This window comes from Lysobacter antibioticus (assembly GCF_000731095.1).
GTDB lineage: Bacteria > Pseudomonadota > Gammaproteobacteria > Xanthomonadales > Xanthomonadaceae > Lysobacter > Lysobacter antibioticus_B.
Window position 1 is genome coordinate 65,210 of record NZ_JMTZ01000021.1, and the last position, 14,753, is coordinate 79,962.

General features: G+C 67.5%; 13 protein-coding genes. 4 read left to right on the plus strand and 9 right to left on the minus strand.

Translation table 11 applies throughout. The features are described from left to right. Window positions 1-72: 72 nt before the first annotated feature. The 4 genes from EX88_RS0108295 to EX88_RS0108310 form a co-directional block, all read right to left on the minus strand. On the minus strand, window positions 73-1,002 hold the full coding sequence (locus tag EX88_RS0108295; protein ID WP_031371531.1) for an MlaD family protein: 930 nt from the start codon (window positions 1,000-1,002) through the stop codon (window positions 73-75). A 46-nt stretch (window positions 1,003-1,048) separates the two neighbouring features. Continuing rightward, complete coding sequence (locus EX88_RS0108300; protein ID WP_036148350.1) at window positions 1,049-1,933, minus strand: CPBP family intramembrane glutamic endopeptidase; 885 nt, start codon at window positions 1,931-1,933, stop codon at window positions 1,049-1,051. Then, window positions 1,930-2,775 (minus strand): ABC transporter ATP-binding protein, encoded by an 846-nt coding sequence (locus EX88_RS0108305; protein ID WP_031371533.1) that lies wholly within the window; start codon window positions 2,773-2,775, stop codon window positions 1,930-1,932. The genes EX88_RS0108300 and EX88_RS0108305 overlap by 4 nt, the downstream gene beginning before the upstream one ends. Before the next feature lie 85 nt (window positions 2,776-2,860). After that, window positions 2,861-3,982, minus strand: a complete 1,122-nt coding sequence (locus EX88_RS0108310) for an ABC transporter permease (protein WP_031371534.1) — start codon at window positions 3,980-3,982, stop codon at window positions 2,861-2,863. Window positions 3,983-4,115: 133 nt separating this feature from the next. Here EX88_RS0108310 and EX88_RS0108315 point away from each other — a divergent pair, with 133 nt between their 5' ends. Continuing rightward, complete coding sequence (locus tag EX88_RS0108315; protein WP_031371535.1) at window positions 4,116-5,366, plus strand: threonine/serine ThrE exporter family protein; 1,251 nt, start codon at window positions 4,116-4,118, stop codon at window positions 5,364-5,366. Between the two features lie 204 nt (window positions 5,367-5,570). Here the strand turns inward: EX88_RS0108315 and EX88_RS0108320 are convergent, their stop codons facing one another. The 3 genes from EX88_RS0108320 to EX88_RS0108330 form a co-directional block, all read right to left on the minus strand. After that, entirely contained in the window at window positions 5,571-5,954 is a 384-nt protein-coding gene (locus tag EX88_RS0108320) for an H-NS family nucleoid-associated regulatory protein (protein ID WP_031371536.1), read from the minus strand. 421 nt (window positions 5,955-6,375) lie between these two features. Continuing rightward, window positions 6,376-8,088 (minus strand): proline--tRNA ligase, encoded by a 1,713-nt coding sequence (locus EX88_RS0108325; RefSeq protein ID WP_031371537.1) that lies wholly within the window; start codon window positions 8,086-8,088, stop codon window positions 6,376-6,378. A 159-nt stretch (window positions 8,089-8,247) separates the two neighbouring features. Further along, a complete protein-coding gene (locus EX88_RS0108330) occupies window positions 8,248-8,730 on the minus strand; it encodes a DUF4124 domain-containing protein (protein WP_081930741.1) in 483 nt (160 codons plus the stop codon). Between the two features lie 112 nt (window positions 8,731-8,842). Here EX88_RS0108330 and pssA point away from each other — a divergent pair, with 112 nt between their 5' ends. Genes pssA through rimI form a run of 3 tightly spaced genes read left to right on the plus strand, consistent with a single transcriptional unit; the run spans window position 8,843 to window position 10,481 of the window. Then, entirely contained in the window at window positions 8,843-9,619 is a 777-nt protein-coding gene (gene pssA / locus EX88_RS0108335; RefSeq protein WP_031371539.1) for a CDP-diacylglycerol--serine O-phosphatidyltransferase, read from the plus strand. Beyond that, the gene (locus EX88_RS26490) at window positions 9,616-9,993 is read left to right on the plus strand and encodes a hypothetical protein (RefSeq protein WP_031371540.1); all 378 of its coding nucleotides are present in this window, start codon (window positions 9,616-9,618) and stop codon (window positions 9,991-9,993) included. Before pssA ends, EX88_RS26490 begins: the two co-directional genes overlap by 4 nt. Before the next feature lie 53 nt (window positions 9,994-10,046). Next, window positions 10,047-10,481 carry a ribosomal protein S18-alanine N-acetyltransferase gene (gene rimI / locus EX88_RS26495; RefSeq protein ID WP_051884772.1) on the plus strand — a complete coding sequence of 145 codons (435 nt, stop codon included), beginning with the start codon at window positions 10,047-10,049 and terminating at the stop codon, window positions 10,479-10,481. A gap of 19 nt (window positions 10,482-10,500) precedes the next feature. Here the strand turns inward: rimI and EX88_RS0108350 are convergent, their stop codons facing one another. Further along, window positions 10,501-11,382, minus strand: coding sequence for a DUF2785 domain-containing protein (locus EX88_RS0108350; RefSeq protein ID WP_031371542.1), 882 nt, complete (start codon window positions 11,380-11,382; stop codon window positions 10,501-10,503). A gap of 468 nt (window positions 11,383-11,850) precedes the next feature. After that, on the minus strand, window positions 11,851-14,619 hold the full coding sequence (locus EX88_RS0108355; RefSeq protein WP_031371543.1) for a valine--tRNA ligase: 2,769 nt from the start codon (window positions 14,617-14,619) through the stop codon (window positions 11,851-11,853). Window positions 14,620-14,753: the final 134 nt, after the last annotated feature.

Sequence of the window (14,753 nt, forward strand, 5' to 3'; positions counted from 1 at the left end):
TCTTCGCAACATGGTTCGAACGTTCGCCGGCTTGGTCTGCCGACCGCTGTATCGATGGCCTCGCCATACGCCTCATTCGGGCTCGAATTCCTTGGTCGCATCGCGGCCCAGCAGGTAGCGGGTCGGGTTGTTGTCGAGGCGGTCGCTGATCCGGCGCAGATCGCGCACCAACGAGCGCAGTTCGCTCAGGGTCGGACCGAGCTGGGCCAAGCCGTCGTTGGCGAAGCTGCTGATCGCGGCGCGGTTGTCGGTGAGGATGCCGTTGGCGCCGGTCGCGGCCGAATCGAGCTTGGTCAGGGTGCTGTCGAGCTTGGCGATCAGGCCCGGCAGCTTGTCGACCAGCTCGCGGTCGACGCTCTCGACCGCGCGATTGGTGGTGTTGAGGGTCACGGCGAGCTGCTCGCTGGACTTGCGCGCATTGGTGATCAGCGCACGCAGGTCTTCGCGCTGGCCGGCGATGGAACCGGTCAAGGATTCGATGTTGGCCAGCGTGTTCGACACGTGCTTGACGTTCTCGTCGCTGAGCACCTGGTCCATGCGCGCGACCAGGCGGTTGGCGGTGTCGGCGATGTTCTGCAGCGCCGAGGCCTCGGTCTGGATCACCGGGATGTCGCTGCTGCGCTCGGCGTCGGCCAGCGCCGGGCTGTTCGGGCTGCCGCCGGTGAGCTGGATGATCGGGCTGCCGGTGATGCCGGTCATCGACAGCTTGGCGCGGGTGTCGGTCTTGATCGGCGCGTCGGCCTGCAGGCGCAGCTTGGCGATGACCCGGCGCGGGTCGTCCGGCGCCAGGCTCAGCTGTTGCACGGTACCGACCGAGATGCCGTTGTACTGCACGGTGCTGCCTTCCGACAGGCCGGTGACCGGCTCGTTGAAGATCACCGCGTACTCGCGCCAGCTCTTCTCCGAGGAGTACTTGGCCGCCCACAGGGCGAACAACAGCAGGAACAGCGTCACGACGATCGTGAACGCACCGATGAGGACGTAATTGGCCTTGGTTTCCATCAGGCACCTTTGAACGACGGGGCGTTGCCGTGTTTCATGGCCGGCATCATGCCAGCATGGGATAGGTAAACGCGGTGAAATGAATGAGGTTGAGGCCGAAGTGGGCGAGTACGGCCCCAAACAGGCCGCCCTTGCGATAGGCCCAACCGTAGGCCAGGCCGGCCAGGCTCGCCAGCAGCACCCAACGCCAGCCGCCGCCGGCGTGGACCAGGCCGAAGGCCAATGCCGACAGCATCGTGGCGTAGGTCGCGCCGTGCCGCAGCTCGCGCCAGCGCCGCTGCAAGGCCTCTTGCAGATAGCCGCGGAACATCGCTTCTTCGGCCAGCGCGACCAGCAGCAGATTGTTGAGCGCCCACACGGCGCCGAACGCCGGCCACTTCGGTGCCCAGGCGATCGCGCCCAGGGCCAGCGCCAGGCCGAGGCACAGCAGTGCGGCCAGCGCCGCGCCGATCAGGCCGGCCGACAGCGAGGCCGCGAGCGGTTGCTCGCCTTCGCCGAAGCGTTTCAGCAACGGCCAACACAGCAGCAACCAGAACCCGGCCAGGGGCTTGTCGAAATTGAAGTACAACGACATCGGCGCCGCGTCGGGCGTCAGACGCAGATCGGTCAGCAGCTGCGGGTTGTGGAAGCCCGGCATCAGGTGCAGGCCCAGGGCGAAGGCGACCAGCACGAACAGCACATGCCCGGTAATGCGCCAGGCCTTGCTGCGGGCCGGCAGCACCAGCCAGGCGGCGAGGCCGAGAAGGGCGAAGGACACCAAGGCGATGGGATCGAGCAACCCGCGCAGCAGCGCGCCGGCCACGACCGCGCCGAGCAGGAACAGGCTCGCCGCGCGCGCCTTCGGCCACCACAGCAAGGCCGCGGCCGCGCACAGCAGTCCCCACAGCGACACGCTCCACAGCGCGTCGGCCGGCAGTCCCCAGGCGGTCATGGCGGCGGCGCATCCGCGAGGTTCTGGTCGCGCGCGACCTGCGCGGCGCGCGCGCGCGGGCCATGGAAATATTCCTGCACCCAGGGGTGCTCGAGCTTTTCGACTTCGGCGATCGGCGCGCAGGCGATGACTTTCTTGTCGGCGAGCACGGCGATGCGGTCGCAGATCGCGTACAGGGTGTCTAGGTCGTGGGTGATCAGGAACACGGTCAGGCCGAGCGCCTGTTGCAGGGTGCGGATCAGGCGGTCGAACGCGGCCGCGCCGATCGGGTCGAGGCCGGCGGTGGGCTCGTCGAGGAACAGCAACGGCGGATCCAGCGCCAGCGCGCGCGCCAGGCCGGCGCGCTTGCGCATGCCGCCCGACAGCTGCGAGGGCAGCTTGTTGATCGCATCGGCCGGCAGGCCGGCCAGCTTGACCTTGAGCAGCGACAGTTCGTAGCGCAGCGAATCGGGCAGGTCGCTGTGGTACTCCTTCAGCGGCACCTGCACGTTTTCGCCGACGGTCAGCGACGAGAACAGGGCGCCGTCCTGGAACAGCACGCCGGTGTTGCGCTCGATCTCGCGGCGCAGGCGTGGGTCGGGATTGCGCGCATCGATGCCCAGCACTTCGATCTCGCCGGCATCGGGCTTACGCAGGCCCAGGATCGACCGCATCATCACGGACTTGCCGGTGCCCGAGCCGCCGACCACGCCGATGATCTCGCCGCGCCGCACGTCCAGGTCGAGGCCGTCGTGAACGACCTGTTCGCCGAAGCGATTGACCAGGCCGCGGATGCGGATGATGGGGGCGTCGGCTTCGCCGCCGCCTTCGGGAATTGGGAATGGGGAATCGGGAATCGTCACAGCGGTTTCCTTGCTACGTGCGCGAACGCAGGCGAGGCACGCCTTTCCACGATTCCCGATTCTCGATTCCCTATTCCCGGCCGCATCACCAGCCCATCTCCATGAACCAGATCGCGAAGAAGGCGTCGAGCACGATCACCAGCGAGATCGCCTGGACCACGCTCGAAGTCGTGCGTTCGCCGACCGACTGCGCGGTGCCCTCGACCTGCAGTCCTTCCAGGCAGCCGATCAGGCTGATCAGCAGGGCGAAAATCGGCGCCTTCGACAGGCCCACGAGGAAATGCCGCAGTTGCATGGTGTCGTGCATGCGCGCCAGGTATTGCTGCGGCGGAATGTCCAGGCCGTAGGCGCCGACGGTGAGGCCGCCGAGCAGGCCGGCGACCATGGCGATGAAGGTCAGCAGCGGCAGCATCACCAGCAGGGCGAGCACGCGCGGGATCACCAGCAGGTCGATCGGGTCCATGCCGAGGGTGCGGATGGCGTCGACTTCTTCGCGGCTGACCATCGCGCCGATCTGGGCGGTGAAGGCGCTGGCGGTGCGGCCGGCGAGCACGATCGCGGTCAGCAGCACGCCGAACTCGCGCAGGAAGGCGATGCTGACCAGCTCGACCACGAAGATGGTCGCGCCGAAGTCCTTAAGGATGGTCGAACCGAGGAAGGCCACGACCGCGCCGACCAGATAGCACAGCAGCGCGATCAGCGGCACCGCGTCGAGGCCGACCTGCTCCATGTGGTGGACGGTGGCGGTCGGGCGGAATCGCCCCGGCTCCTTGAACAGACGCAGCATCTTGACCAGGGTTTCGCCGAAAAAGGCGACCAAGGCCAGGACTTCCTTCCAATTATCGGTGACCGCGAAGCCCAGGCGCGCGAGCGCGGCCTGGAAGCCGTACTCGCGCTTCTTCTTCGGCCGCTCGTCGGCGACGTCCTCGATCGCGCTGACCAGGGCGCGGTGACTGTCGTGGAAGGTGAAGGCGGTATCGAAATCGAGCTCGTGCCGGCGCGCATAGCGCATCAGCTGCAGCACGCCGACCGAGTCGAGCCGGTCGACGCCGCTGGCGTCGATCTGGGTGGCGCCTTCCGGGGCGCTCTTGAGGGCTTCGGAGATCTGGATCGCGTGCTCGAGCGTCCAGCAACCGGAAAGGCGTAGCCGCGAGGGCGCTTGGCCATCGGCGGTAATTTCCGGCGCGTGCGTGGTCGATACGGTCATAGAGCCTCGGGCGGAGAATACAGGCTAGGGACGGCCAGGTGAGTGTCACGTGCAACGCCGGCTGACCGAAGCCCGAGCCCGGTCGCGCGGCCCGTCTGCCCAGCGGCGCGCGCTCATGCGATGCTTCGCCGTTATGTCGACCCCGCACCCGCTCAGCGCCACCAGCTATGCCGCCCGCATCGCCTTCGTCGTCGAGCTGGCCGAGCGGCTGCACAGTTACGGCACGACCGCCCAGCGCCTGGAAGGGGCGGTGACGGCGGTCGCGCAAAAGCTGCGTCTGGAATGTGAGCCGTGGTCCAACCCGACCGGCCTGATCCTGACCTTCAGCGATCCCAACCGGCCGCTCGGCGACAGCGACACCACGCGGGTGATCCGCCTGCCGCCCGGCGAGAACGATCTGTACCGGCTCAGCGAAACCGACCGCATCGCCGAAGAGGTCATGGCCGGCCGTCTCGACCTCGCCGCCGGCCATGCCGCGCTCGAACAATTGGACCGGCCGCGCAGCAAGCGCTGGCGCGCCATGCAGGTGGTCGCGTATGGCTTGGCCGCCGGCGCGGTCGCGAGCTTGTTGCGGCTGCCGTGGCTGGACATCGGCGTGGCCGCGGTCAACGGCCTGATGATCGGCCTGCTGGTCGACATCTCCGGCTCGCGTCCGCGCTTCAAGGAAGCGCTGGAAGCGATCGCGGCGATGTTCGCGGCCAGCATGACCGTGCTGGTCGCCAGCTTCATCGCGCCCTTGAACCAGAACACGGTGATCATCGCCTCGCTGATCGTGTTGCTGCCCGGGTTGGCCCTGACCAATGCGGTCAACGAGTTGACCAGCCAGCATCTGGTCTCGGGCACGGCGCGCTTCGCCGGCGCCCTGACCACGGTGGTGAAACTCGCGGTCGGCACGGTGATCGCGCTGTACTTGACCGACCTGATCGGGCTGCAGCCGCAGATCCGCGCCTCGCGTCCACAGGAGGCCTGGGTCGAATGGTGCGGCATTGCGGTCGCGGCCTACGCGTTCGCGGTGCTGTTCCGCGCCCATCGCAGCGATTATCCCAAGGTCATGGCGGCCGCCGCCGGCGGTTATCTGATTTCGCGTTTCGTCGGCCTGGCCTGGGGCAGCCCGGCCGGGATATTCCTCGCCGCGCTGACCCTGACCGCGGTCGGCAATGCCTACGCCCGCTGGGGTAATCGGCCCGGGGCGATCATCCGCGTACCCGGCATCATCATGCTGGTCCCCGGCAGCGTCAGCCTGCGCGGCTTGCTGTCGATGATCCAGCAGCAGGACGTAAATGTCGGCCAGGATGCGGTATTGGCCGTGCTCAATATCCTGCTGGCGCTGATCGCCGGCCTGATATTCGGCAATCTGTTGCTGCCGGCGCGGCGGAATCTCTAAGCCCGGCCCGGAAGGCCAATCCGTGCAGGCCGTAATGGCCGGTTCGGGGCTGCGGCGCGGGCCCGGACGGCACGGCGATTCGCTTGCGGCGGCCGGTTTTCCGAGGCGGCGAGCCAAATCTCCGCCGATCCTCCGCTCGCCCTAAGATTTTCCCGCCCACAAAAAAGCCGGCGCAGGGCCGGCCTCTTCGCTGCGTATCGCCGATTACTTGATGAGGAAATCGTCGATTTTGCGACCCGCGGCGACGTACGCGGCCAGCCAGCGCGGCTGCTTGCCGCGGCCGGTCCAGGTTTCCGCGGTATTGCCGGGGTTGCGGTACTTCGGTGCGACTTTACCGAGCGGCTTGCGGGCCTTGCGGTCTGCGGCTGCGGGCTTGGCGGCTTTCGTGGCCTTGGTGGCGCGGCTGGCGGGAGCGGCGCTGCCGAACAATTCTTCGAGGGTGTATCCCTCGGTCTTGAGCACCTGCGCGACCTTCTTTCGCACCGCAGCAATGGGCTTGCGCTTATTGAGGGTGGTCTTGCGCTTCTTGGCCTGGCTGATCAGTGACTCGAGTTCTTTCGCGGACAACGTGGAGAGATCGATCGACATGGAGCCTCCGGGGAGTGGGTTCGGATTTTGGCCAGTCCCTGGCGCGCGGCGGAATAGTAAAGGCACATTCACTCCGCGTAAATGTGCCGAAGGTCCGTGCAGATATTCGCGTTCTTATAGGGGGCGAATCCATCGGGTTCGCCGTCGACGCGTGGATTAATGTAATCGGGTATTGGCCGCTGCGCTAACTGCACGAAGGTAGTAGGCGGGAGCAGCCTCGCCGTGGCCCCGTCCCGTCGGGTGCGGGGCGCGGTTTGCCATGTAATTGCCATAAACCGCGCGCACCGTACGAGCGGGCCGTATTCGGGTCGCTGCGGATAATCGATCGACGCCGGTCGCCCCGGCGGCGGACGATCCCCGACTTACCTCCCCGACTTACCTTACTTGGGGCGGGAGGTAAGCGGGAAAGTAATCGCCGGGCTTATCCGGCGATCCGCGCCAACACCGCGGCGCGGTCGAGATTCTCGGCTTCGCTGGCGCGGCGGTGGCGGTATTCGAAACTGCCCGCGGCCAGGCCGCGCTCGGACACCACCACGCGGTGCGGGACGCCGATCAATTCCATGTCGGCGAACATCGCGCCGGGACGCAGGCCGCGATCGTCGAGCGCGGCGTCGACGCCGGCCGCCAGCAGTTCGCGATACAGGGCCTGAGCCGCTTCGGTCACCGCGGCGTCGTTCTTGGGATTGATCATGCACACCACCGCCTGCCAGGGCGCCATCGCCTCGGGCCAGGCGATGCCGGCGTCGTCGTGGTTCTGCTCGATCGCCGCGGCGACGATGCGCGACACGCCGATGCCGTAGCAGCCCATCGCCGGCGTGGCGGCCTTGCCGGTTTCGTCGAGCACGGTCAGCTTCATCGCTTCGGCGTACTTGCGGCCGAGCTGGAACACGTGGCCGACTTCGATGCCGCGGGCGATGCCGAGCGTGCCCTGGCCATCGGGCGAGGGGTCGCCGGCGACGGCATTGCGGATGTCGGCGACCTCGTCGGGCTCGGCCAGGTCGCGGCCCCAGTTGACGCCGGCCAGGTGGTAGCCGTTTTCGTTGGCACCGACCACGAAGTCGTGCATCGCTGCGACGCTGCGGTCGGCGATCACGCGGATGGTCTTTACCGGCTTGAGCGGGCCCAGGAAGCCCGGCTGCGCGCCGAGGTGTTCGAGGATCTCGGCTTCGGTGGCGAGGCGGTACTCGGCCAGGCCGGCGAGCTTGGACAGCTTGATCTCGTTGACCACGTGGTCGCCGCGCACCAGCGCCAGCACGAACTGCGGCTTGCCTTCGCCATCGGCGCCGACGATCGCGACTGACTTGACCGTGCGCGCCAGGGCGATGCCCAGCAGCGCGGCGACGTCTTCGCAGGTCTTCTGGGTCGGCGTGTCGACCTTGCGCAGGTCTTCGGCGGCCGCGGCGCGCGCATGCGGCGCCACCGCTTCGGCGAGTTCGACGTTGGCGGCGTAGTCCGAACCGTCCGAGAAGGCGATCGCGTCCTCGCCCGAATCGGCGAGCACGTGGAACTCGTGCGAGGCGCTGCCGCCGATCGCGCCGGTGTCGGCGAACACGGCGCGGAACTTCAGACCCAGGCGGGTGAAGATGCGGCTGTAGGTGTCGTACATGTTGCGGTATTCGCGATCCAGGTCCTGGTCGCTCAGATGGAAGGAGTAGGCGTCCTTCATCAGGAACTCGCGCGCGCGCATCACCCCGAAACGCGGGCGGATTTCGTCGCGGAACTTGGTCTGGATCTGGAAGAAATTGACCGGCAACTGCTTGTAGCTGGCCAGCTCGTTGCGGGCGAAATCGGTAATGACTTCCTCGTGGGTCGGGCCGTAGCAGTACCAGGCTTCCTTGCGGTCCTGGATCTTCAGCAGCTGACCGCCGAATTTCTCCCAGCGCCCGGTCTCTTCCCACAGCTCCTTCGGCTGCACCGACGGCATCAGCACTTCGATCGCGCCGGCGGCGTTCATCTCCTCGCGCACCGCGCGCTCGACCTTGCGCAGCACGCGCAGGCCCAGCGGCGACCAGGTGTAGAGGCCGGCGGCGAGCTTGCGGATCATGCCGGCCTTGAGCATCAGCTTGTGGCTGACGATTTCGGCTTCGGCGGGCGTTTCCTTGCTGGTGTGGAGATGGAATTGCGACAGACGCATCGGCTGGGGTTCGCGTACGTGGAAAGCGAACAGTTTGCCATGCCGAGGCGGTGGCTCCGTCCGCCGGGGTGGGTCGGGCCGGTCCCCGGAGCGGCGGGGGCCGGTCCGGGGCGGGAGAGGCGGCCTGGTCGGGCCGCCGGGAGCATCAGGCCGCCGGGATCAGGCGTCGCCCTGCTTGGCGGTCGACGGGCGCGTCGAGGCCGGTGCCACGGCCGGAGCCGCCGGCTGCATGCAATAGGCCTTGACCGCCGATTCGGCGAGCTGGACCTGGGCCGCGCGCTGCTGCGCGTCGAGGATGTTGTCGGGCTTGCCGTCCTTGTTGGCGTCGACGCCGACCGAGGCCGAGCTCTGCAACTGCTTGAGGTTGCCGCGCGCGGTCGTGCACTGGGCGTTCTCGGCCGGGCTGTCCTCGGTGGCCGACTGGGCCGAGGTGGCGGTGCCGGATTTGTTCTTGATCACGCGGTTCTTGACCCCGCCCTGGTTCGGCGGCGGCGAATCGGAGTAGTGGGTGACGCCGTTGGCGTCCTTCCACTGGTACAGCTCGGTGGCGGCCGCCGGCGCGGCCAGCAGGGCGACCAGGACGGCGCTGGCGGCGAGCGCCGGAAAGGCGCGAAATAGCGAGTGGCGGGACGGGCAGGGCATAGCGAAGCTCCGAGGCAGGCAAACGGAACGGACGGCGTAAAGCCGGTCGAGCGGGGGAAGCGACGATTGCAGCATCCTGCCGAGGCACAGGCAAGCGCTACACTTCCCAGTTATGGAACCCCATCACACGCCCCGCCCGCGCGGACGCGGCATTTACCTGCTGCCGAACCTGTTCACCACCGGCGGCCTGTTCGCCGGCTTCTACGCGATCATCGCCGCCACCCAGGGCCGCTTCGACGAGGCCTGCATGGCGATCTTCATCGCCGCCATCCTCGACGGCGTCGACGGCCGGGTCGCGCGCCTGACCAACACCCAGAGCGAATTCGGCGTCCAGTACGACTCGCTGGCCGACCTGATCAGCTTCGGCCTGGCGCCGGCCCTGGTGATGTATCACTGGGCGCTGGAGTCGACCAAGCTCGACGGCGTGATCCCCGGCAAGATCGGCTGGATCGGCGCCTTCCTGTATGCCGCCTGCGCGGCGCTGCGCCTGGCCCGCTTCAATTCCCAGGTCGGACAGGTCGACAAGCGCTGGTTCATCGGCCTGGCCAGCCCGGCCGCGGCCGGACTGGTGGCGAGCTTCGTCTGGACCTGCCACAGCTTCGACCTGGTCGGCGAGCAACTGCGCTACGCCGCACTGGCGCTGACCGTGGTGGCCGGACTGCTGATGGTCAGCCGCATGCGCTACTTCAGTTTCAAGGGCAGCGGCCCGCGCAACGACCGGGTGCCGTTCCTGGCGATTCTGATCGTGGTGGTGGTGGTGATCGCGATCGCGATCGACCCGCCGCGCGTGCTGCTGGCGATCTTCGCCCCGTACGCGCTGTCCGGCCCGGTCTATGCCGCGTATCGGCGTCTGCGCCGCATGCCGCCGGCCGAGGCTGGCCCGCCATGAGCGCGCTGTGGAGCGCCGAGCAGCGCGAATGGCTGCAGGCGATGGGCCATTCGGTGATGAAGCTGGCTTCGGACAAGGTCGAGGAGGTGCCGGTCGTCGCACGCGAGGCATCTGCGCCGGCGGCGCAGGTTGCTTCGACGGAAGCGGTTGCGAGCGCACCGCGCTCCGAGCCGGCGCGCCCGGTCGCTCCCGCGCGAGCGTCCGGTGCCGACAGCGCCTTGCTGCGTGCGGTGCTGCGCGCCGCCCGCCGCGGCGCCGACGATCCGGCGGTGCTGGCATTGTTCGATGCGCAGGCTCTGCGCGGCGATGCCGCCGCCAAGCGCGCGCTGTGGCCGCAGTTGCGCGCCCTGCGGCGCGGGAGCGCGGCGAGGTGAGCGCGCAGGCGTCCGAGTTCGATCCGGGCACGGCGCCGGCCGCGCTGCGGCCGATGCGCGAGGACGACCTCGAAGTCGTCCATGCCATCGAGATCCGCGCCTACGAGTTCCCCTGGACCCCGGGCATCTTCCGCGACTGCCTGCGCGCCGACTATCCGGCCTGGGTGTTGTCCGAGGGCGAACGCATCATCGGTTACTTCCTGATGAGCGTGGCCGCCGGCGAAGCGCACGTGCTCAACGTCTGCGTGGCGCCGGAAGCGCACGGCCACGGTTATGGCCGCAAGCTGTTGCGCGCGTTGGTCCATATCGCCCGCGGCCGCGGCGCCGAACGCGTGTTCCTGGAAGTGCGGCCGTCCAATACCGGCGCGATCGCGCTGTACCACAACGAAGGCTTCAACGAGATCGGCCGCCGCCCGCGCTATTACCCGGCGCGCGGCGGACGCGAGGATGCCCTGGTCATGGCGATCGAGCTGTTTGCCGAGGAATGACCGGTTTGTCGGCGCGCGGTCAGGGCGCCTGCTTCAAGGTTGCCAGGATCGCCGGCTTCAGTGCCTTGATCGCAGCGTCTTCGCTCTGATCCGCCTGCACATACAGACCGCTCAGAAACGCCGTCAGATCGTGGCGACGCCCGAGCCAGCCGGCGTAGTCGGTGCGGTCGAGCTTGCCGACCTTCGCCGATAAAGCGGCGAACCACGCCTGCCAGTCCTCGGCCGACAGCAGGCCGCGTTGGGCCGTGAACAACAGCGGCCGGGCCAGGCGCTCGGGTTCGCCGAACACATAGGCATGACCGTTGCCCGGCACCGCCTGGGAGGCGATCGCGGCCAGGATGCGATCGTATTGCGCGCGTTCGAGGGCGGGATTCAGGCTCAACTGCATCAGCCAGTCGGCGCCGTGGGCGACGCCGTGCCGCCAACCTTGGCCTTCGCTATAGCCGCGGTAGTCGCGCACCGCTTCGACGTAGGCCGCCGCGCGCTCGACCATCGCCACTCTTTCCTGCGGTGTCATCCACGATTTGATCCGGTCGGTGCGCGCGACTTCCGACAGCACCAGGGCCGCGAACGGCTTGCCGAACCCTTGCGGGTCTTTGCTATCGAGCGATGCGTACAGCGAGTCGCGCATCGCTCGCAGTGCGTTTGCGTCGAAATCGCCGGCGCGCATCCACTGGCTCAGGGCTTCGAAGGCGATGCCATCGCGCAGCTCGGGATCGGAGGCGGACAGACAGCCGATCAGGCCGGTCGCCAGCGCTTGTTTTTCCGCCGGGTCGGGCAGGGCGAATTGGCGCGCTTTCAGTGCCTGCAGGGACGCTGCGGTGTGCCCGGCAGGTGGGCAATTCTGGGCGAACGCCGGGGTCGCCAGCAGGCAGACGCCTAACAGCAGGACAAGACGCATGGCTTTCGCTTCCCCAAGGCCAGGAGTTCCAGCCTAGGTTGCCGGCTTACGGCGCCGCAAGGGCTGGAGTTGCGGGTTGGTGCGCTGTGCGCGGCGGCGAGGAAGAGGGTGTTGGGGCGATCGGTAGGAGCCGGCAGGGCAGAGCACGAGCGGAGCACGAGCAAATCCCCCTGCCCGCCTTTTCCGAAGGGGGGAAGCTTGGGAGATTCGTGGCGATGTTCGGCGACATGCGAAGCGGGTATCTCGCTCTCGGATGTAGGCTCCTGCCCGCTGCCCGCTGCCCGAATCCCGAATCCCGAATCCCGAATCCCGAATCCCGAATCCCGAATCCCGAATCCCGCATGTGCACTCCCCCCTTTGGAAAAGGGGGGCAGGGGGGATTTGCTTCTGCCTTTCGCTCCAACCTCGTCGCAAAGAAAAAGCCGTGGCAAGCCACGGCTTTTCTCGAACGAGCGGCGCCGGACCCGCTCAGCCCAGCTTGGTGCGCTGCGCGGTCAGGCCTTCCAACTGCACGTTCCAGTCGACCAGGCGCTTGCGCTCCTGCTCGACCACGGCGGCGGGGGCGTTCTGGACGAAGGTCTCGCTGGCGAGCTTGCCCTGGCATTTGCCGATTTCGCCGGCGACGCGCTTGATCTCCTTGTCCAGGCGCGTGCGTTCGGCGCCGAGGTCGACCAGGCCTTCGAGCGGAACCAGCAAGGTCAATTCGCCGACCACCGCCGACGCCGCGGGCGGCGCGTCGTTGGCGTCGGCAATGAACTGGATGCTGTCGAGGCGATTGAGGAAGCGCAACTGCGAGTCGAAGCGCGCGGCCCGATCGCGGTCGGCGGCATCGCCCTTGGCCAGCAGCAGGCCGACGTTCTTCTGCGGCGAGACGTTGAGCTCGCTACGCACTTTGCGCAGGGCCGAGACCATGGCCTTCAGCCACTCCACGTCGGCTTCGGCCTGGGCGTAGTCGGCGCCGAGGTCGCTGGCCTGCGGGTACGGGCGCAGCATGATCGTGGTTTCGGCGATGCCGAGCTTGGGCGCGACCTGTTGCCACAGCTCTTCGGTGACGAAGGGGATCAGCGGGTGCAACAGCGACAGCAGACGCTCCAACACGTACAGCAAGGTGTGGCGGGTGCTGTCGGCGGCGGCTGCGTCGTCGCCTTGCAGCGCCGGCTTGGCCAGTTCGACGAACCAGTCGCAGAACGCGTTCCAGGCGAACTCGTACAAGGTCTGGGCGAGCAGGTCGAAACGGTAAGCGGCGAAATGGGTTTCGGCTTCGGCCGCGGCCTGGGCCAGCTGCGCCAGGATCCAGCGCTCGGCGTCGGTCTTGGGCTGCGGTGTGCCCGAGAAACTCGCGTCCTCGGTGTTCATCAACACGAAGCGGGTCGCGTTCCACAGCTTGTTGCAGAAGTTCTTGTAACCCTCGGCGCGGCCCAGGTCGAACTTGATGTCGCGGCCGTGGGTGGCCAGCGCCGAGATGGTGAAGCGCAGCGCGTCGGCGCCGAAGCTCGGGATGCCGTCGGGGAATTCCTTGCGCGTGGCTTTCTCGATGCGCGCGGCGTCCTTGGGGTTCATCAGGCCGGTGGTGCGCTTGGCGACCAGGTCTTCGAGTTCGATGCCGTCGACCAGGTCGATCGGATCGAGCACGTTGCCCTTCGACTTGGACATCTTCTGGCCGTCTTTGTCGCGCACCAGGCCGGTGATGTAGACGTCCTTGAACGGAATCTGCCCGGTGAAGTGGTCGGTCAGCATGATCATGCGGGCGACCCAGAAGAAGATGATGTCGAAACCGGTGACCAGCACGGACGAGGGCACGAAACGCTCGAACCCGCGCTCGCCCATGGCCGCCGCATTCGGCCAACCCATGGTGCTGAACGGCCACAGGCCGGAGGAGAACCAGGTCTCCAGCACGTCGTTGTCCTGGTGCAGGACGACGTCGGCGCCGATCCCGCCGCGCGCGCGCGCATCGGCTTCGTCGCGGCCGACGTAGATCTTGCCGTCGGCGTCGTACCAGGCCGGGATGCGGTGGCCCCACCACAGCTGGCGGCTGATGCACCAGTCCTGGATGTTCTCCATCCAGTGGCGATAGGTGTTGATCCAGTTCGCCGGGACGAAACGGATATCGCCCTGCTCGACCAACTGCAGGCCGCGCGCGGCCAGGTCGTCCATCTTCACGAACCACTGGTCGGTCAGATACGGCTCGATCACCTGGTTGGTGCGGTCGCCGCGCGGCACCTGCAGCTTGTGTGGTTTGGTCTCGACGAGCAGGCCTTCGGCCTCCAGGTCGGCGAGCACGACCTTGCGCGCTTCGTAGCGGTCCAGGCCGACGTACTTCGCCGGGGCGTTGTCGTTGACCGCCGCCTCGGGGGTGAAGATGTTGATCATCGGCAGGCCGTGGCGCTGGCCGACCGCGTAGTCGTTGAAGTCGTGCGCGGGCGTGACCTTGACCACGCCGGTGCCGAACTCGCGATCGACGTAGGCGTCGGCGATCACCGGGATCACCCGGCCGCTCAGCGGCAGGGTCACGGTCTTGCCGATCAGGTGGGCGTAGCGCTCATCCTCGGGATGGACCATGACGGCGGTGTCGCCGAGCATGGTTTCCGGGCGCGTCGTCGCGACCACCAGCGTGGCGCTGCCATCGCTGAGGGGGTAGGAGATCGACCACAGGAAGCCGTCTTCTTCTTCGTTGACGACTTCCAGGTCGGAGATCGCGGTCTTCAGCACCGGATCCCAGTTGACCAGGCGCTGGCCGCGGTAGATCAGGTTTTGCTCGTGCATGCGCACGAAGGCCTCGACCACCGCCTCGGAGGCGATAGGATCCATCGTGAACATCGAGCGCGACCAGTCGCCGGAGGTGCCCAGGCGGCGCATCTGCCGTTCGATGGTGTCGCCCGACTGGCCCTTCCACTCCCAGACCTTCTCGATGAAGCCGTCGCGGCCGAGGCCGTCGCGGGTCAGGCCTTCGCGACCGAGGTTGCGCGCCACCACCATTTCGGTGGCGATGCCGGCGTGGTCGGTACCCATCTGCCACAAGGTGTCGTAGCCGCGCATGCGGTGATAACGGATCAGCGCATCCTGCAGGGTGTGCTGGAACGCATGTCCCATGTGCAGGGTGCCGGTGACGTTCGGCGGCGGCAACAAGATGGAGTAGGGCTCGCCCTCGCCGCGCGGCTTGAATACGCCGCTGCTCTCCCACTGCTCGTAGAGGCGGGCTTCGAACTGCTTGGGGTCGTAGCTGGAGGCGAGGGACATAAGAACCGGGATTCGTTATTCGGGATTTGGGATTGGTTGAAGCAACAGCCAAGAGCAAGAACTTACAGAGCGGAGTGCCGGTTGGGACTGGGCGGATCCGCTTCGCGAATCCCAACGCCCGAATCCCCAATCCC

Bases quoted from the DNA above. Each gene is read 5' to 3' on its own strand.
- EX88_RS0108350 (WP_031371542.1), bottom strand. From the start codon at position 11,382: ATGCGTCTTGTCCTGCTGTTAGGCGTCTGCCTGCTGGCGACCCCGGCG.
- EX88_RS0108355 (WP_031371543.1), bottom strand. From the start codon at position 14,619: ATGTCCCTCGCCTCCAGCTACGACCCCAAGCAGTTCGAAGCCCGCCTC.
- EX88_RS0108310 (WP_031371534.1), bottom strand. From the start codon at position 3,982: ATGACCGTATCGACCACGCACGCGCCGGAAATTACCGCCGATGGCCAA.
- EX88_RS0108330 (WP_081930741.1), bottom strand. From the start codon at position 8,730: ATGCCCTGCCCGTCCCGCCACTCGCTATTTCGCGCCTTTCCGGCGCTC.
- EX88_RS0108315 (WP_031371535.1), top strand. From the start codon at position 4,116: ATGTCGACCCCGCACCCGCTCAGCGCCACCAGCTATGCCGCCCGCATC.
- EX88_RS0108320 (WP_031371536.1), bottom strand. From the start codon at position 5,954: ATGTCGATCGATCTCTCCACGTTGTCCGCGAAAGAACTCGAGTCACTG.
- rimI (WP_051884772.1), top strand. From the start codon at position 10,047: ATGCGCGAGGACGACCTCGAAGTCGTCCATGCCATCGAGATCCGCGCC.
- EX88_RS0108295 (WP_031371531.1), bottom strand. From the start codon at position 1,002: ATGGAAACCAAGGCCAATTACGTCCTCATCGGTGCGTTCACGATCGTC.
- pssA (WP_031371539.1), top strand. From the start codon at position 8,843: ATGGAACCCCATCACACGCCCCGCCCGCGCGGACGCGGCATTTACCTG.
- EX88_RS26490 (WP_031371540.1), top strand. From the start codon at position 9,616: ATGAGCGCGCTGTGGAGCGCCGAGCAGCGCGAATGGCTGCAGGCGATG.
- EX88_RS0108300 (WP_036148350.1), bottom strand. From the start codon at position 1,933: ATGACCGCCTGGGGACTGCCGGCCGACGCGCTGTGGAGCGTGTCGCTG.
- EX88_RS0108325 (WP_031371537.1), bottom strand. From the start codon at position 8,088: ATGCGTCTGTCGCAATTCCATCTCCACACCAGCAAGGAAACGCCCGCC.